The organism is Bradyrhizobium sp. BR 10289 (assembly GCF_019455385.1).
In the GTDB taxonomy this organism is placed as follows: domain Bacteria; phylum Pseudomonadota; class Alphaproteobacteria; order Rhizobiales; family Xanthobacteraceae; genus Bradyrhizobium.
Genome location: NZ_JACOFR010000015.1, coordinates 69246 through 87195, shown reverse-complemented (window position 1 = coordinate 87195; position 17950 = coordinate 69246). Strand labels below are relative to the sequence as shown.

The 17950-nt window shown below is 64.7% G+C and carries 16 protein-coding genes; 5 read left to right on the top strand and 11 right to left on the bottom strand.

Features of this window, described 5'->3' with window-relative positions:
• Positions 1 to 181: 181 nt before the first annotated feature.
• Complete coding sequence (locus HYH08_RS23365; protein WP_220012176.1) at positions 182 to 1561, top strand: LLM class flavin-dependent oxidoreductase; 1380 nt, start codon at positions 182 to 184, stop codon at positions 1559 to 1561.
• 155 nt (positions 1562 to 1716) lie between these two features.
• On the opposite strand, the gene HYH08_RS23360 is transcribed toward HYH08_RS23365, so the two are convergent.
• From HYH08_RS23360 to HYH08_RS23345, 4 genes are all read right to left on the bottom strand, one after another.
• Positions 1717 to 3378 (bottom strand): thiamine pyrophosphate-binding protein, encoded by a 1662-nt coding sequence (locus tag HYH08_RS23360; protein ID WP_220012175.1) that lies wholly within the window; start codon positions 3376 to 3378, stop codon positions 1717 to 1719.
• A 302-nt stretch (positions 3379 to 3680) separates the two neighbouring features.
• On the bottom strand, positions 3681 to 4184 hold the full coding sequence (locus HYH08_RS23355; RefSeq protein WP_220012174.1) for a GFA family protein: 504 nt from the start codon (positions 4182 to 4184) through the stop codon (positions 3681 to 3683).
• Positions 4185 to 4334: 150 nt separating this feature from the next.
• Positions 4335 to 5462, bottom strand: a complete 1128-nt coding sequence (locus HYH08_RS23350; protein ID WP_220012173.1) for an alkene reductase — start codon at positions 5460 to 5462, stop codon at positions 4335 to 4337.
• 122 nt (positions 5463 to 5584) lie between these two features.
• Positions 5585 to 7081, bottom strand: coding sequence for an aldehyde dehydrogenase family protein (locus tag HYH08_RS23345; protein WP_220012172.1), 1497 nt, complete (start codon positions 7079 to 7081; stop codon positions 5585 to 5587).
• Between the two features lie 186 nt (positions 7082 to 7267).
• Between HYH08_RS23345 and HYH08_RS23340 the strand changes: the two genes are divergently transcribed.
• Positions 7268 to 8113 carry an SDR family NAD(P)-dependent oxidoreductase gene (locus HYH08_RS23340; protein WP_220012171.1) on the top strand — a complete coding sequence of 282 codons (846 nt, stop codon included), beginning with the start codon at positions 7268 to 7270 and terminating at the stop codon, positions 8111 to 8113.
• Positions 8114 to 8167: 54 nt separating this feature from the next.
• On the opposite strand, the gene HYH08_RS23335 is transcribed toward HYH08_RS23340, so the two are convergent.
• The 6 genes from HYH08_RS23335 to HYH08_RS23310 all read right to left on the bottom strand — a co-directional run bounded on the left by HYH08_RS23335 (position 8168) and on the right by HYH08_RS23310 (position 12494).
• Positions 8168 to 8374: a hypothetical protein gene (locus tag HYH08_RS23335; RefSeq protein ID WP_220012170.1), complete on the bottom strand. Its 207-nt coding sequence runs from the start codon at positions 8372 to 8374 to the stop codon at positions 8168 to 8170.
• A 73-nt stretch (positions 8375 to 8447) separates the two neighbouring features.
• Positions 8448 to 8861, bottom strand: coding sequence for a Rieske (2Fe-2S) protein (locus HYH08_RS23330; RefSeq protein ID WP_220012169.1), 414 nt, complete (start codon positions 8859 to 8861; stop codon positions 8448 to 8450).
• Between the two features lie 21 nt (positions 8862 to 8882).
• Complete coding sequence (locus HYH08_RS23325; protein ID WP_220012168.1) at positions 8883 to 9995, bottom strand: amidohydrolase family protein; 1113 nt, start codon at positions 9993 to 9995, stop codon at positions 8883 to 8885.
• 208 nt (positions 9996 to 10203) lie between these two features.
• Complete coding sequence (locus HYH08_RS23320; RefSeq protein WP_220012167.1) at positions 10204 to 11268, bottom strand: amidohydrolase family protein; 1065 nt, start codon at positions 11266 to 11268, stop codon at positions 10204 to 10206.
• Between the two features lie 200 nt (positions 11269 to 11468).
• Positions 11469 to 11744, bottom strand: a complete 276-nt coding sequence (locus tag HYH08_RS23315; RefSeq protein WP_015688680.1) for a YiaA/YiaB family inner membrane protein — start codon at positions 11742 to 11744, stop codon at positions 11469 to 11471.
• A 54-nt stretch (positions 11745 to 11798) separates the two neighbouring features.
• Positions 11799 to 12494, bottom strand: a complete 696-nt coding sequence (locus tag HYH08_RS23310; protein ID WP_220012166.1) for a PspA/IM30 family protein — start codon at positions 12492 to 12494, stop codon at positions 11799 to 11801.
• Between the two features lie 104 nt (positions 12495 to 12598).
• Between HYH08_RS23310 and HYH08_RS23305 the strand changes: the two genes are divergently transcribed.
• The 3 genes from HYH08_RS23305 (at position 12599) to HYH08_RS23295 (ending at position 16465) form a co-directional block, all read left to right on the top strand.
• The gene (locus HYH08_RS23305) at positions 12599 to 13207 is read left to right on the top strand and encodes a TetR/AcrR family transcriptional regulator (RefSeq protein WP_220012165.1); all 609 of its coding nucleotides are present in this window, start codon (positions 12599 to 12601) and stop codon (positions 13205 to 13207) included.
• An 89-nt stretch (positions 13208 to 13296) separates the two neighbouring features.
• The gene (gene hydA / locus HYH08_RS23300) at positions 13297 to 14751 is read left to right on the top strand and encodes a dihydropyrimidinase (RefSeq protein WP_220012164.1); all 1455 of its coding nucleotides are present in this window, start codon (positions 13297 to 13299) and stop codon (positions 14749 to 14751) included.
• A 94-nt stretch (positions 14752 to 14845) separates the two neighbouring features.
• Positions 14846 to 16465, top strand: a complete 1620-nt coding sequence (locus tag HYH08_RS23295) for an ABC transporter substrate-binding protein (protein ID WP_220012163.1) — start codon at positions 14846 to 14848, stop codon at positions 16463 to 16465.
• Here the strand turns inward: HYH08_RS23295 and HYH08_RS23290 are convergent.
• Positions 16462 to 17802, bottom strand: coding sequence for a glycoside hydrolase family 3 N-terminal domain-containing protein (locus HYH08_RS23290; protein ID WP_220012162.1), 1341 nt, complete (start codon positions 17800 to 17802; stop codon positions 16462 to 16464). The two genes, HYH08_RS23295 and HYH08_RS23290, sit on opposite strands and share 4 nt — an antisense overlap.
• Positions 17803 to 17950: the final 148 nt, after the last annotated feature.

Sequence of the window (17950 nt, the reverse complement as noted above, 5' to 3'; positions counted from 1 at the left end):
GCTTGGCGCTTGTTCGGCCCTTGGGAATTCGTTCTTGCGCCCTTGAGATTGGCTTGCCAAGAGCGGGAGCGCCCGCTGAATTTGGCCTTGCCAAGGTCGCGTTATATGCAAGAACTTCGCCAAGTTGGGGCGCACGTCTATCATTCGAAGAGCGCTCAGTACAGGGCGCCGGGGGACCAGCATGGCCAAAGAAATCAGGCTCAACGCCTTTGCGATGAATTGCGTCGCGCACCAGTCACCGGGGCTGTGGACCCACCCGCGCGACCGCACCGCCGAATATAACCGTCTGCCGTACTGGATCGACCTCGCCAAGACGCTGGAGCGCGGCCGTTTCGACGGGCTGTTCCTGGCCGACGTGCTCGGCGTCTATGACGTCTATGGCAACAGTCCTGACGCAGCTTTGCGCAACGCAGCGCAGACGCCGTCGAACGAGCCGCTGCTGCTGCTCTCGGCCATGGCGGCGGTGACGAAAAATCTCGGCTTCGGCGTTACCAGCAATCTCTCCTTCGAGCCGCCCTACCCGTTCGCCCGGCGGATGTCGACGCTCGATCACCTGACCGAAGGGCGGATCGGCTGGAACGTCGTCACCGGCTATCTCGACAGCGCCGCGCGCGGTGCCGGCAAGGACAAGCAGACCGGGCACGACGACCGCTACGATATCGCCGACGAATATATGGAGGTGGTCTACAAGCTCTGGGAAGGCAGCTGGGAGGACGGCGCCGTGCTGCGCGACCGCAAGCGCGGCATTTTTACCGACCCATCAAAAGTCCATCGCATCAATCATGAGAGCGCGAACTACCGCATCAACAACACCATTCACCTCAGCGAGCCCTCGCCGCAGAGGACGCCGGTGCTCTACCAGGCCGGGACCTCGCCGCGCGGCCGACAGTTTGCGGCGAAGCACGCCGAATGCGTGTTCATGTCGGGACCGTCGGCCAAGATCATTGCGCCGCGCGTCGCCGCGATCCGCGAGGAAGCCGCCAAGCTCGGCCGCAACCCCGCCGAGATCCTGATGTTCAACATGATGACGATCATCCTCGGCAACACCGAGGCCGAAGCCGCGGCGAAGTATGCCGATTACCGCTCACATATCAGCCCCGAGGGCGCGCTGGCCTTGATGTCGGGATGGACGGGCATCGACTTCTCCGGCTACGAGCTCGACCAGCAGGTCCGTCATGTCCAGAACGATGCCGGCCGCAGCGCGCTGGACAACGTCACCCGCGGCGATCCCGATCGCGTCTGGACCGTGCGCGACGTCATCGAGCATGTCGGCATCGGCGGCGCCGGCCCGGTCGTGGTCGGCACGCCCGAAAGCGTCGCCGACAAGATCGAGGACTGGTTCGAGAAGACCGACGTCGACGGCCTCAACGTCGCCTTTGCGATCTCGCCCGGCGATTTCGAGGATATCAGCGACATGCTGGTGCCGGAGTTGACCAGGCGCGGGCGGTACAAGAGCGACTATGCGAAAGGCACGTTACGGGAAAAGCTGTTCGGCGACGGCCGCGCAAGGCTGGATGCGCCGCATCCGGCCGCGGGCTATCGGGTGGGGAAGAAGGGGTAGGCGGAAGTCGCGCCACACCCTCGCTGTCATGCCCCGGCTTGACCGGGGCATCCAGTACTCCGCGGCTTCTCCATAGACAACAGATGCCTCTGGAATACTGGATCGCCCGGTCAAGCCGGGCGATGACATCGAGGATGTGGAGATGTGGTCGCGTCTCACACCTTCCCATCCACCATCACCTCGATCAGCTTCGTGCCCGGCCGATTGAAAGCCGACGCCAGCGTCGGCTTCAATTCGCGCGGATCGCTCATCTTGATCGCCTCGCAGCCGAGCGCCTTGGCGACACCGGCAAAATCCACCGGCGGATCGACGAAATCCATGCCGACGTAATTGTCATCGCCGTGGAACGCAAGCAGGCGCTGCTTGATGATGCGGTAGCCGCCATTGTTGGCGATGACGACGTTGAGCGGCAGCTTGTGATGCGCCGCGGTCCACAGCGACTGGATCGAATACATCGCGCTGCCGTCGCCGGAGAAGCACACGACCGGGCGATCCGGATTGGCGATGCTGGCGCCGACCGAGGCCGGCAGGCCCCACCCGATGCCCCCGGAGGCGAGACCGTGATAGTCGTAGCGGCCGCGATGCGGGCGCAGCGCCGAAACCTGGCGGCTGGAGGTGAGGCCTTCGTCGACGAGGATCGCATGGTCGGGCATGGCCTCGACCATTTGCAGCACCAGATAGTCGGGATCGATGGGGCTGCGACCGGCGTTCTTGCCGATCTGCTCGACTAAAGCGGCGCGGCGCGCGGTCCAGTTCTTCGACGCGAGTTCAGCGAGACGCTGCTTGCTGCGGCTCGCCAGCGCAGCGCCACCCATCTCCTTCAGCACCGGGATCAGCGCACGCAGCGTTTCCTTCAGATCAGCTTTCAGCGCGATCTCGGCACTGTGGTTCTTGGCGATCTCCCAATCGACGAGACCGATCTGCACGATGCCGAGACCATCGGGCAGCGCGTCCACCTCGCTATAGACCGACATGCGAAGCGGATCGCCGCCGAGCGCGATCAGGAGGTCGTAAGGTACCAGCGTATCGCGCGCGACCTTCTGGACGCGCGCGAGCGTGCCGACGAAGCTCGGGCTCTCCGACAGGAAGTGCGAACCATAGGGTGTGGAGGATTGATAGGCGGCGGCGCCGAGCAGCTCGGCGAGCTCGGCGGCTTCCTTCAGCGCATCGCTCTTGACCACCTCGTCCATGGTGACGATGATGGGGCGCTCGGCCTTGAGCAGCCGCGCGGCAAACGCCTTCAGTGCTTCGTCCGATGGTTTTGTGCGCGCGTCGATGCGGGTGGAGCGGCCGAGATCGATGCCGGCTTCGCTGTTGAGGATATCGCCGGGCAGCGAGATGAACACCGGGCCGGTCGGCGGCGTCATCGCCACCTTGGCGGCGCGGCGCACGATGCGCGGCAGGTCTTCCAGCCGCGTCACCTCGACCGCCCATTTCACCAGCGGCTCGGCCATGCGCACCAAGGGGCCATAGAGCACCGGCTCCATCAGGCCGTGGCCCTGCTCCTGCTGGCCCGCCGTCAAAATCATCGGCGTGCCCGTGAACTGGGCGTTGTAGAGCGAGCCCATCGCGTTGCCGAGGCCGGGCGCGACATGGACGTTGCAGGCGACGAGCTTGCCGGACGCGCGGCTGTAGCCGTCGGCGATCGCGACCACCAAGCTCTCCTGCATCGCCATCACATAGGTGAGGTCGGGATGGTCCTTCAGCGCATGCATGATCGGCAGCTCGGTGGTGCCGGGATTGCCGAACAGATGCGTGATGCCCTCGTCCTTGAGCAGCGCGAGAAAGGCGGAGCGGCCGGTGATCTTGTTCTTCATGTTTCCTCCAGGAAGCGGACGTTGCCGCAAGGACGAGACATGATGGCCGAAGTGACGGGAGGCGCGCAAGGAAGTGCGGTCGCCGTCATAGCTGTGTTGCGCGGGAGCCCCGCTCTCGTGTCCCGGACGCGACGCAGCGCCATAGCGCGTCTAAGACGCGCATGAACGCGCTTACGGCGATGCGGCGCAGAGCCGGGACCCAGTTGCTCACCGCATTCTCCGCTGCATGGGCCCCGGCTCAGCGGAGCGTCACTTCGTGCCGCACCGCGTCCGGGGCACGAGAGCGGAGCGAACAGCAAGGATTACATCTCCTCGCGCCCAAGTTCGAACGGATCCTCACCGCCCGCGCGCTTCTTCTTTTTCGAGCGCTGCCAGACCACGCCCGGAAAGCCCTTCAGCGGCACCAGCGGCTCGCCGGTATAGGCCCATTCCTGCAGCTCCTCGATGGCGATGTGATAGAGCGGCTGGCGGCCGGTGCGCTCCCTGAACAACGCGCGGGGAATGTTGACCATGTGCGGCCCGCGCGGGCGCTCATAGGTGATCGGCGTGCCGCAATGCGAGCAGAAGCTGCGCGTGGTTTTTGTGATCTTGTCCTCGTAACGCGTCAGCGCGGTCTTGCCGGAGGTGATACGAAAACGCTTCTTCCAGCTTCCGACATAGGTGGCGTAGGCCGCGCCGTGGGCCCGGCGGCTGGCGGCAGAATGGTCGTGCCAGGCCCAGCGCGCGGGGATGTCGATCTCGAAGGTGATTTTGCCGCAGAGGCACTGGCCCGTGGCTGTTCCTGCGGCGGCTGCGGCTTTGGCCATGGTGTTTTCCCGTCGTCAATGCGCGTGGACAATACACCACTGTCATTCCGGGGCGCGACAAAGTCGCGAGCCCGGAATCCATCGAGCCACAGGTTCAGGCGGAGGAATGGATTCCGGGCTCGGCGCTGCGCGCCGCCCCGGAATGACAGATCAGGCCGGCGTCAGCTCATCGTACACTGGATAGTCCGTGTACCCCTTCTCCTCGCCGCCATAGAACGTCGCCCGGTTATACGGCGTGATCGGGTAATCGCGCTCCAGGCGCCGCGGCAGGTCCGGGTTGGAGATGAAGATGCGGCCGAAGGCGATGATGTCGGCGTGGCCGTCGGCAATCGCAGCATTCGCGGTCTCGCCCGTGAAGCCGCCGGCGGTCATCAGCACGCCGCTGTAGTACGGGCGGAATAGTACCATGGCCGAGGGCACGTTCTCCCAATGCACGTCTGCCCGGCCGGCGCCGCTTGAGCGCGGCTCGATGAAGTGCAAATACGCAAGACCGAGCTTGTCGAGCGCCTTCACCACATGGGTGTAAAGCGGCATCGGATCGGGCTCGCCGGAATCATTGGCAATGCCGTGCGGCGACAGCCTCACGCCGACGCGGTTCGCACCCCAGACGTCGATCGCGGCCTGCGTGACTTCGAGCAGAAGCCGCGCGCGATTTTCGATCGAACCGCCATATTCATCCGTGCGCTGGTTGCTGCGCGACTGCAGGAACTGCTCGAGCAGATAGCCGTTGGCGCCGTGGATCTCGACGCCGTCGAAGCCGGCGGCAAGCGCGTTCCTGGCGCCCTGCTTGAAAGCCTCGACAATGCCCTTGACCTCATCGGTCTCCAGCGCCCGCGGCCTCTCGTAGTCGGCAATCTTGCCGTCGGCGGTCATCGCCTTCATGCCCTCGGCCTTGATCGGGATCGCCGAGGCCGACACCGGCAGCTCGCCGCCATGGAAAGAGGAATGCGAGACGCGGCCGACATGCCAGAGCTGGAGGAAGATGATGCCGCCCTTGGCGTGCACGGCATCGATCACCTTGCGCCAGCCGGCGATTTGCGCGTCGGTATAGATGCCGGGCGTTGCCGGATTGCCGCGGCCGTGCGAGAGCACCGGCGAGGCTTCGGCAATGATCAGGCCTCCCTTCGTCGCGCGCTGGCCGTAATATTCGGCGTTGAGCGGCCGCGGCGAAAAGCTGTCGCGCTCGGCGCGCATGCGCGTCAGCGGCGCCATCGCGACGCGGTGCGCGAGCTTGTACGGACCGACCTGCAACGGCTTGAACAAGGCCTCGAATTTCATGGGGAGCACCGGATGGCTATGAAAGGATGGGGATCATATAGCGAGGGGCGGCCGCCGGAAAAGGCGCCGCCCCCAACAAAAGCAGTTATTCCTTGCCGCGGAACGCGGGCAGAGAACAGGCCTTACGCCGTCTTGATCCAGACGGCCTTCACGTTGAGATATTCCTCGACATGCTGCTTGCCGGACTCGCGGCCGTAGCCGCTCATCTTGTAGCCGCCGAACGGCACGGCCGGGTCCATTGCCTGGTAGCAATTCACCCACACCGAGCCGGCGCGCAGCGACTTCGCAACCGCATGGGCCTTGCTGACGTCGCGCGTCCACAGGCCGGAGCCGAGGCCGAACGTGGTGTTGTTGGCACGCTTGACCAGCTCGTCCATGTCCTTGAACGCGATCGCGGAGATGACGGGACCGAAGATCTCCTCCTGCGCGATGCGCATGTTGTCCTGCACGCCCGCGAATACGGTCGGCGAGACGAAGAAGCCCTTCGACAGCGCGCCTTCTGTGACGCGGCCGCCGCCGGCGAGCGCCCGCGCGCCTTCCTTCTGGCCGATATCGAGATAGCCGGTGACGCGCTTGAGCTGCTCCTCGGACACGAGGGGACCGATCTGCACGTTGGGATCGAGGCCGTTGCCGACCTGCAGCTTCTTGCCGAATTCGGCAACGCGGCCGACGAACTCGTCGTAGACCGACTGCTCGACGAACAGGCGCGTGCCGGCGCTGCAGATCTGGCCCGAATTGGCGAATACCGCCATCGCCGCGCCCGGCACGGCGGCGTCGAGATCGGCATCGGCGAACACGATGTCCGGCGACTTGCCGCCGAGCTCGAGCGAGACGCGCTTGAGGTTGCCGGCCGACGCACGGATGATCGACTGGCCCGTGACATGCGAGCCGGTGAAGGCGACCTTGTCGACGTCATGATGAGCGGCAAGCGCGGCGCCCGCGGTCTCGCCATAGCCGGGCACGACGTTGACGACGCCGGGCGGAACGCCGGCTTCCAGCGCCAGCTCGGCGATGCGCAGCGAGGTCAGCGGCGCTTCTTCCGCCGGCTTCAGCACCACGGTGCAGCCGGTCGCGATGGCAGGGCCGATCTTCCAGAGCGTCGCGGTGAGCGGGCCGTTCCAGGGAATGATGGCGCCGACGACGCCGACCGGCTCCTTCAGCGTGTAGGAGAAGATCTCGCCGGGCAGCGAGTTCTCGATGGTCTCGCCATGAATCGCGGTGGTCTGGCCGGCATAATAGCGCAGCATGCCGACAGCGCGGAGGCGATAGGCGCGGGTGCGGCTGAGCGGCGCCCCCATGTCGAGCGTGTCGAGCTGCGACAATTCGTCGAAATTCTTCTCGACAAGGTCGGCGAGCCTGAGCAGCAGGTTCTGCCGCTCGAATGGCTTGACCTTGCTCCAGGGACCTTCGAAAGCGCGGCGGGCCGCGGCAACCGCGCGGTCGATGTCTTCCTTGTCGCCCTCGGCGACGGTAGCGAGCAATTCGCCCGTCGCGGGGTTATGGGTCTCGAAGCGCTTGCCGGAGGCCGCGTCCACCCACTTCCCGTCGATCAGCATCTGCTTGTAGGACCCGTTGGCGAACGGGTGGCGCGTGATCGGAATAGCTTGCGATACAGCCATGGCTGCACTCCCTGTCAGGTGATTGATTGGGTTCGATCTGGGCGGGATCGTTAGGTCGACCAAAATACAGCGCTGCCGGAGGAGCGTAAAGGCGGCGCGGAACGAAGACCTCCCATGCCGACTTGAGCAGGGTCGCATGAGCGCCATGTTATAGCGCGACCAATCCCCCTGCCCGGAGACGAACCCATGCCGCACCCCGTCATCGTCAAGGACAATGTTGCCGTGATCACGGGTGGCGCGTCCGGCATCGGGCTTGCCGCCGCCACAGCCTTCGCGCGCGCCGGCATGAAGGTGTGCATCGCTGACGTGGATCAGGCACGGCTGGCGGAGGCCGCAACAAAACTGTCATCCATCACCTCCGCCACACATGTGATGACCTTCGCGGTCGATGTCGGCAAGGCGGAGAGCGTCAAGGAACTCGAGCGGGCCGTGGGCGCGCATTTCGGCGGCACCGACCTCCTCATGAACAATGCCGGCATCCAGCCGGGCAGCACGTTGTTCGCCGAGCCCGACAATTGGCAGCGCATCATCGCCGTCAACATGTGGGGCGTCATCAACGGCTCGCGGATCTTCGCACCCAACATGATCGCGCGCGGCAGGTGCGGCCTCATCATCAACACCGGCTCGAAGCAGGGCATCACCACGCCGCCGGGCGATCCCGCCTACAATGTCTCCAAGGCCGGCGTGAAGGCCTTTACGGAAGCGCTTGAGCACGAGCTGCGCAATACGAAAGACTGCCACATCCGCGCGCATCTGCTGATTCCGGGCTTCGTCTTCACCAACCTCACCGCCAAAGGCCGCACCGAGAAGCCGGCCGGCGCCTGGACCGCCGAGCAGACCGTGGATTTCATGCTGGCGCGGCTGGAGGCCGGCGATTTCTACATCCTGTGCCCGGACAACGACGTGCCGCGCGCCCTCGACGAGAAGCGCATGCTGTGGGCCGCGGGAGATATCGTCGAGAACCGTCCGCCGCTATCGCGCTGGCATCCGGATTATGCGGATGCGTTCAAGAAATTCGTGGAGGGGCGTTAGGCGTGCACCGCTCTCTCACGCCCTCTCCCCGCTCTTGCGGCGAGGTGAAGAAGCCTACAGCGTCTCCTGCTTGTGCCCGCAATTCTTGCAGGCGAATTTGACGCGGTTCTGGCCTTTTTCCGCCTGGACCCGGTTTGGCGCGCCGCACTTGCCGCAGACCGCTTCGATGCGGGTGGTGCCCTGCTTCACGACGATAGACTTCTTTTCCATCGATTCGCGGATCAGGCGCTCGGCCTCTTCACGCAGGGATTGTTTCGACAACGCTCGTCTCCGCCTCTGGAAAGCGCGAGAGCCATATCGCACTTGCGTTGGAATCTCAATCGGCAATGCCGAATCAAACTTCGACAATCACGTAGGAGTCCTCGACATGCACCGGAAATGTCTCGGCCACATACGGGCCCTTCTGCAAGTCGTCGCCGCGCTCCACCGCGACGGGATATGACCGGATCTTGACACGCTTCGGGTCGAACCAGGACTGGCCGTTGCGCATGTCGAACTCCCAGCCATGCCAGGGACAGCGCAGCATCTCGCCGACGCGCGAGCGCTCGTAGACGCCGGGTTCCGGCGAGGTCAGTCGCGCGACGCAGGCGGCCTTCTCCAGCGGCGCGCCCTCGTGCGGGCAGCGGTTCAAGAGCGCAAAGAATTCGCCATTGACGTGGAACACGACGATATCGCGCCCGGCAACAGCAACCACTTTGTTGCCGCCGGGTGGAATCTCCGTGGTCGATGCGACGATGTGGCGGGCCATGTCTCTTCAGAAACCCTCTGCTCAGAACTTGTAGACCGCACGGGCATTGGTGCTGAAGATCTTCTTCCGCTCGGCCTCAGTCAGCGGCGTCTTGAAGGCGAAGCGCGGATCGTCAAAATCCCAGTGCGGATAGTCCGACGAGAACAGCAGCCGGTCGATGCCGACCCATTCGATCAGCGACCGCAGATGCCGCGCCTCGTCCGGCTCGTCGATCGGCTGCGTCGTGAACCAGAAGTTCTCGCGGACATATTCAGATGGCTTGCGCTTCAGATGCGGCACCTCGCTGCGAAAGCGCTCGAAGTGCTGGTCCATGCGCCACACCGCCGACGGGATCCAGCCGAAGCCGCCTTCGATGAAGACGATCTTCAGCTTCGGAAACCGCTCCGGAACCCCCTCGATCACGAGGCTGGCGAGCTGCGCCGCGATGGTGTGCGCGTTGGACTGATGCTCCTCGACATAATAAGACGGCCAACCGCCGCCGGTCGGCGCGTGGCCGCCATAGCCGCCGACATGGATGCCGAGCGGCAAATCCAGCGCCTGCGCGCGCTCGTAGATCGGCCAGTAGCGGCGGCGGCCGAGCGGCTCGTTGGCGCGCGGCGAGACGTTGATCTGGATGTACTCACCGATCTTGGCGCAGCGCTCGATTTCGGCGATGGCGAGGTCCACGCCGTCCTGCCCGACCAGGATCGAGGCCTTCAGTCGGGGATCGCGATGCGACCAGAACGCCAGCTGCCAATCGTTGATGGCGCGCTGGATCGCGGCACCGAATTCGAGGTTCTGCTGCGAGAAGATGAAGAGATCGAGCACCTGCAGAATCCCGAATTCGACGTCGAGCGGGTCGAGATGCTGCTTCTGCATGAAGGCGAGATCGGAGCCGGGCACCCCGCCGGTCGGCGGCCAGGCATCGCGCCGGGCGATCAGCGGCGAGGAGCGCGGATAGGGCGTGGTGAACAGATAAGGCGTGCGCAAATGGCTGCCATAGTCCTTCAAATGCTGCTGCCAGCGTTTCGGCAGGAACTCGTTGAGATCATCCGTCGAGCGCAGGCTCGGATGCACGTCGCAATCGACGATGCGCAGCCGCGTCGCGGCGGGCTTCTCATCATCGCGCAATGGACGGTCGATGACTTCACTCATGCAAGCCTCCTTGAAACAGGTTCGGCGATTGCTTCACCTCTCCCCGACGGGGAGAGGTCGGCGCGAAGCGCCGGGTGAGGGGGCGCGGCAAACTCGGTGCAGCGTAAGCCCTCACCCGGATCGCATCTTGCGATGCGATCCGACCTCTCCCTCCGGGAGAGGTGTGGCACCGGCGATACGGCTTCGAGACCGGAGACGCTCATCATGTTCACGCATTCAGCTTCAACCGCGGGAACGTCGCCAGCGGATTGTCGACACACATCTTTTCGATGACGCTCTTGGGCAGATGCGGTGGAATGGGATCATCGCCGTCGAACTGCCAGTGCGGATAGTCGGACGCGAACAGGAACATTTTTTCGGAGCCGATCTGGTCGATGATCTCCTCGACGCTTTTTGCATCGGAGGGGGCATCGAACGGCTGCATGGTGACGCGGAAATTCTCGCGGATGATCGACGCCGGCTCGCGCTCGACCCAGGGCACCTCGACGCGGACGCCGCGCCAGGTCTTGTTGGCCCGCCACATGAAGGCCGGCAGCCAGCTGACGCCCGACTCCATCAGCACGACCTTGAGGTTCGGAAACTTGCCGAACACGCCCTCATAGATCAGGCTCAGGATCTGCGCCTGAAATGCCTGCGCCTCGACGAAGTAATATTCGTAGCGATGCGACGGCCAGCCGGCCGAGCTCGGCGCCTGCCGATATTGCGTGCCGGCATGGATCGCGAGCGGCAGCTGGTATTTTTCGGCGATCCGGTAGACCGGCCAGAAATGCCGCCGGCCCAGCAGCGTCTCGCCCTGCGCCAGCACCAGGATGGATACGAACCTGGCATCGCCGGCGCGGCGCTCGATCTCCTCGATCGCGAGATCCGGATCCTGCATCGGCACCACGATGGAGGCGCGCAGACGGGGGTCGCGCGACAGCCATTCGGCGGCGATCCAGTCGTTGATGGCCTTGCAGAAATCGGCGGCCATATAGGCATCGAACACGGCCTGCGCGCCATAGAGCACATTGAGGATGGCGTGGCTCGCACCTAACTGCTCGAACGCGCCCTTCTGCACCATCGCAAGATCGGAGCCGGGCTTTGCGCCGTTGGCCGGCCGCCAGTCTGCGCGGCCCGTGAGCGGCATGCTCGGCGGATAGGAGGTGAGATCGAGCCCGTCGATGGCGCGGCTCACCACCTGCTCTTTCCAGTGATCGCTGAGATAGGGCAGCAGCGTCGTGCGCGTGCCCCCAACCGCCGGATGGATGTCGCAGTCGATCCGCGTCACCGCCATGAGCTTCCTCGCCGAGATCTTGTTGTCGGCGTTCTTATGCGCCGCCTCTCCAGAGTGTCCTTGCCAGCTTCGGCGCGCAAGGGCGCAGGCTCGCGCGATCCGTCATGGCTCCGATGCATTTCGCAGGCGCGATATGAAGCTTGGTGGAACGCCGAAGCGGCGGAACAGATTGCTCCGCCACTTCTTGCGCATCCGCCTTCTCACGCCGCCTTGGAGACCTCCATCAGCAGGCGCTCGGCCTTGGCGTCCTCGATGCGGTTCACCAGGCGGCTGCTCTCGTGATTGTCGCGGACCGTCTTGGTCAGGGTGATACAGGTCTGGATCAGCATCACGATGCCCATGGTGAGATAGCCCTTCATCCAGAGGTCGATCGGCAGGAAGAACACGCCGATGGCGACGAGGAAGGCGGAGGCGGCGAAGGACGCGTAAGTGAAGGTCACCCAGGCGCTGCTGTGGGGCTGGCCGTTCTGGTTCATGATGGTCTCCTGTTGGTTCGAATGAGGTTGAGGTTTGAGAGATGAGGTCTGGGATCAGGCCGTCGGGGTGCGCTTGGATTTCAACCGCGACAGCACGTCGTCCGCGGTCGTCTTGAGCCGGGGGCCGAAGCCCTGCTCGGCCAATCGTTCGGCAGTGGCGAGCGGGCCGGAGGCCGCATCGAGCTCGACCAGCGCGTCATCGGCAGCCTGGGCCTCCATTTGGCGATCGCGCAGGCGCCGCAAGGTGCTCTCCGCCTCCGGCAGCGTGGATTCGTATGGACGGGCCGCCTCGATGCCGCTGCGGCGAAGCGAGCGCACCGCTTCCGAGGCGCGGGCGACGCGGCGGCCGCGGTCGAGCTCGGTGATGCGGGCCTGCGCGTTCGCGACGTGCCGCTTCAAGCGGGCGATCTCGGTCGCGAACAGCGCGCGGGCCGTCATGGCCGCATCCCGGTCGGCCTCGAGGCCTGCGATGGCTTCGGCGGCATCCTTGGCGAGATCCTCGCGGCCGCCGTCGAGCGCGGCAATCGCGCGGGTTTCGAGATCTGCGATGCGGGCGATGGTCGCCTCGAGCTTGCGGCCCTCCTGCTGGTCCTGGGCGATGGCCAGCGCCAAGGTCCGCTTGCTGCGCTCGACGGCCGCGGCCGCATCGCGCATCTGCTGGTCGAGGATCAGAAGGGCCGTGCGGTCCTCCAGCTCCTCGCCCGCGGCGGCCACGCTGCCGCGGAAGAGTGTCACTACAGTCTTGAACATTGTCAGCTCCCTGTTATGAGCGTTGCTCACAAACGATTAGTAGCGGCAGCCATGAACATTGTTCAAGAAAAAATTTGAGCAACGCTCAAGAATTTGGTAAACAATTGACTAAGGCCTTGGAGCGTCGGGAGAAACTACGGGCGGCCTTGATCCGGGCCGCCGAGCGTATGATTGCGGAGCGGGGCCTGGCCGGCCTGAAAACCCGCGATCTCGCCCGCGAGATCGGCTGTGCCAATGGCGCGGTCTACAATCTCGTCGCGGACGTTGACGAGCTTGTCCTGTGCATCGGCTCGCGGACGCTGCTCCGTCTCGACGAGGCGCTCAGTGCAGCGGTGCGCGCTGGCAATCCGTCGCCGCAGGAGACGCTGGTGCGCATCGCGATCGCCTATTGCGACTTCGCCGCGGAAAATCTCGAACTCTGGCGCGCGCTGTTCGAGCACCGCATAGAGCCCGACAAGGAAGTCCCCGACTGGTTCGTCGACGACCAGTTGAAGCTGTTCCGTCACATCCACGCGCCGCTGGCGGCGTTGTTTCCAAAGCGAGGGACAGAGGAACTCGGCATCACCGCGCGCAGCCTGTTCTCGGCCGTGCACGGCATGGTGGCGCTGGGACTCGAGCAGAGGCTGGTCGCCGTGCCGCTGCCGGCACTGCGCAAGGAGATCGCCCTCCTCGTGCGCGCGATGCTCGACGGATTGATCGCGCGGGCAAGCTAACCGCATCGACTGACTAAAATTTCGCCTGTCGCATCGCGGGCGGCGCGCCTAGCTTTCGCGGCGTCTCGTTCCCTCGTCCGGAGCCTCCCATGTCCCTCCTCATCCGCGGCGGCACCGTCGTCAATCACGATCATTCGCGCCGTGCCGACGTGCTGATCGACGGCGAGACCATCGTCGCGCTCGGCGCCTCGCTCGAGGCGCCGACGGGAGCCGAGATCATCGATGCCGGCGGCGCCTACGTCATTCCGGGCGGCATCGATCCGCACACCCATCTCGAAATGCCGTTCATGGGCACCGTCACCGCCGACGATTTCGAATCCGGCACCAAGGCGGCGCTGACCGGGGGCACCACCATGGTGGTGGATTTCTGCCTGCCCGATCCCGGCCAATCGATGCTCGCCGCCTACCAGGAATGGCGGCATAAATCCGAGAAGGCGGCATCCGACTACGGCTTCCACATGGCGGTGACCTCGTGGTCGAAGCAGATCCATGACGAGATGGAGACCGTGGTCAAAACCTACGGCATCAACACCTTCAAGCACTTCATGGCCTACAAGGGCGCGCTGATGGTGAACGATGACGAGCTCTACAACTCGTTCGCGCGCTGCGCCCATCTCGGCGCCATGCCCGTGGTTCACGCGGAGAACGGCGATGTCGTCGCCCTGATGCAGGAAGCGCTGATCGCACGCGGCGTCACCGGCCCCGAAGGGCATGCCTATTCGCGGCCGCCGGAGGTCGAGGGCGAAGCCACCAACCGCGCCATCATGATCGCCGATATGACGGGCACGCCGGTCTACATCGTCCACACCAGTTGTCGCGAGGCGCATGACGCGATCGCCCGCGCCCGGGCGGCGGGGAAGCGCGTCTATGGCGAGCCGCTGATCCAGCACCTGCTGCTCGATGACAGCGAATACCAGAACAAGGACTGGAATCATTCCGCACAGCGCGTGATGTCACCGCCGTTCCGCGACAGGTCACATCAGGAGAGTCTCTGGGCCGGCCTGCAATCCGGATCGCTCCAGGTGGTCGCGACCGACCATTGCGCCTTCACCACCGAGCAGAAGCGGTTTGGCCTCGGCGATTTCAGGAAAATCCCGAACGGCACTGGGGGCATCGAGGATCGCCTTGCACTGTTGTGGACCGCCGGCGTCGCCACCGGCCGACTGACGAAGGAAGAATTCGTCGCGGTGACCTCGGCGACCATCGCCCGCATCCTCAACATCTATCCGCGCAAGGGCGCGGTCGCCGTCGGCTCGGATGCCGATGTCGTGGTGTGGGATCCCAAGGCGAGCAAGACCATCAGCGCCAAGCGGCAGATGAGCCGGATCGATTACAACGTATTCGAGGGCTTTGCCTGCACGGGCGGGCCGGCCGCAACGCTGTCACGAGGCCGCGTCGTCTGGAAGGATGGAGACTTGCGCGCCGAAGCCGGCGACGGCCATTATGTCGAACGCCCGGCATTCTCGCCGGTGCACGTGGCGAACTCCACATGGAAAGAGCTGACCGCCCCGCGCGCGGTCGCACGCGGAGCGGTGACGCCGTAACGGCTCCGCTCACGCGGCTTGCGACGCCGTGAAGCGCGGCCCATGGCACATACCTTGCCTCTTTGTACGGCAAATCGCTATCAAGGAGGCACTGATGAGCCTAACGTCTTTCGATCTGAGCCGCCGCAGCGTCGTACTTGGCGGCCTCGGCATCGCTGGAATGACGACTGTCCCATCACTTGCCTGGGCGCAGGGACGCGCCGAGACGCTGCTGGTGGTGCAGGAGCTCGGGCCGAACTCGCTCGACATGCAGGGCGTCGGCTCCAACCAGACCGTGAACGGCCTGTCCTGGAACTGCTACGATCGCCTGCTCTCCTATGCCTCGAAGACGCTGCCCGACGGCACCATCTCATACGACCGCGAGAAGCTCGCGCCGGAGCTTGCCGAAAGCTGGGAGGTCGCGGCCGACGGCATGTCCTGCACCTTCAAGCTTCGCAAGGACGCCAAATTCCACGATGGCACGCCTGTGACGGCAAAGGACGTCAAATGGTCGTTCGACCGCGCCGTGAAGGTCGGGGGATTTCCGACCTTCCAGATGTCGGCGGGGTCGCTGGAGAAGCCCGAGCAATTCGTCGTGGTCGACGATCACACCTTCCGCATCGACTATGTGCGCAAGGACAAGATGCTGCTGTTCAACGTCGCCGTCGTCGTGCCCTTCATCATCAACTCCGAGCTTGCGAAGAAGAACGCAACGGCTGAAGACCCCTGGGCGCTCGCGTGGCTGAAGTCCAACGAGGCCGGCGGCGGCGCCTACAGAATCGAAAGCTGGAAGCCCGGCAGCGAGACCGTGCTGGTGCGCTTCGACGACTGGAAGAGCGGACCGCTGCCGAAGGTGAAGCGCGTGATCGCGCGCGACGTTCCCTCCGCCGGCACGCGCCGCGCCATGCTGGAGCGGGGCGATGCCGATATCTCCAGCGGCTTCGCGCCGCGCGATTTCGAGCAGATCATCAAGGAGGGCAAAGTCAAGGTCTCCGGCGTGCCGATCCCGAATGCGCTCTGGTACGTCGCGCTCAACACCGCGAAGCCCCCGTTCAACAATGTGAAGCTGCGTCAGGCCATCGCCTGGGCGATGCCGTATGAGCAGATCCAGAGCAGCGCATTCTTCGGCCGCGCGGTTCCGATGTATGGCGGAGCCGCTGAAGTTTCAAAGCCCGTCTGGCCGCAGCCGTCTCCCTATGTCACCGATCTCGACAAGGCCAAGGCCCTGATGAAGGAAGCCGGCTTCGAGTCCGGCCTGGAGACGACGTTGTCGATCGACACGGGCACCGCGACGGTCGGCGAGCCGACGGCAATCCTGATCCAGGAAAGTCTCGCCAAGATCGGCATCAAGGCGGCCATCGAAAAGATACCCGGCGCGAACTGGCGCACGACGCTGAACAAGAAGGAGCTGCCGCTCGCGCTCAATCGCTTCTCAGGCTGGCTGGATTATCCCGAATATTACTTCTACTGGAATTTCCACGGCAACAATTCGATCTTCAACATCTCCTCCTACCAGAACAAGGAGATGGACGCGCTGATCGACAAGGCGCGCTTCACCGTGGACGCGGCGGAATACGACAAGGCGGTCAAGGATTTCATCGCGCTCTGCATGCGCGACGTTCCCATCGTTCCACTCAACCAGCCGATCCACGACGTCGCCATGCAGAAGACCGTCACCGGCTACGAGTTCTGGTTCCACCGCGAGCCGGACTATCGCCAGTTCGCGAAGGGCTAGTTCTTCCCGACGACGCGGACGCGCGATACGACGCGCGCCTGTTCGGTCGGAAAGGCTCGCGACAGGCGCTCGTCGCTCGCGCGCAGCATCGCCGCATCCAGCTTGCCCTGACGCGATCCTTCCAGCGCGCAGGCGAAGACGCGGTAGAATTGCGCGCCGTCATAGGCGACCAGCAACGTGTCGACCCCGGCGTTGATCGCCTCGACGACAGCCTTGCAGACGTCATTCTGGTAGATCGCACCCATCACGAGGTCGTCGGTCATGACGACGCCCTGGTAATTCCAGGTGTCGCGGATGATGCCTTGGACCACGCGCCTCGAGTGTGAGGCAGCACGGTCGGGGTCGACGGCGGTGAGCGTGACATGGCCGACCATGAGCGCGCTGCGCGAATGCGACAGCACCTCGCGGAACGGGAGCCAGTCGGTCACCTCCAGCTCCTTCACGGGCGTGTTGAGATCAGCGCTGAAATGATGCGTGTCGGTGCGGACGCGGCCGATGCCCGGAAAATGCTTCAGCGTGGCGCCGACGCCTGACTCTTCCAGCCCGCGGACATAGGCGCTGGCAATCGTGCTGACGACGACGGGATCGGTCGCAATCGCGCGCTGGCCGATCAGCGTATGGAAGTCGAGGCGGTTGCGCGGTTGCGGCGGCTTGAGGTCGAGCACCGGTGCGAGATTGAGGTTGACGCCCAGCTCGGAAAGCTCGCGACCGTGGATGCGGCCGAACTCCTCCGCCCTGGCCTGCTGCTCATCGGGCGCGAGCCCGGTGAGCGTCGCCAGCGCCGGCACCTTGGTCAGCGGCGGCGCAAGATGCCCGACGATGCCGCCCTCCTGGTCCGCGGCGACGACCAGCGGCGGCAGGCCGACCGCGCGCCGCTTGTCCTGAAGCGCCGCAATCTCGGCTCGGAGCGCCTCGACCGTCCGGCCGCGAATGTTGTGCCGGGTGACGTAGACGCCGCCGATCAGGCCCTGCTCGGCGAGCCGTGCGACCTCCGGAAAGGAGGAATAGCCGACCATGAAGTGCGGCCCGAGCTGGCGCGCCTCCGTCGCGCTGGCGGCGAGGACGTCGTGCTTGCGCAGCTCGAACTTCAAATGCGCCGTCGACATCAGCAGCGGCGGCAGGCACCAGAGCACGACCAGCAGCTTGCCGGCGGTTGTCCGCCACCGGCCTCTGCGCAGCAGGACGATGACGATCGCGAAGCTTGCGACGACGAGCGCGATGTTTCCGGCGCCGCGCAGCGGCACCAGATAAGGATCGTTCTTGTTCGCGGCCGCGAATGCAACAAGAGGTGCGGCCAGCCAGAGCAGGATGAGACCGATACGGCGGAGCAATTGCATGATGTGCCACATGGGAGGAGTGGTGAATGCTTCGCACCTATCAAAGCGATTCACGCCGCGCGAGAGGCAAAGGCGCGCCTGCACGAAAACTGCAAAAGACTCCTGAAACCGTGCAGACGATGATCCCGCCTTCTGCACAAGAGGCGGT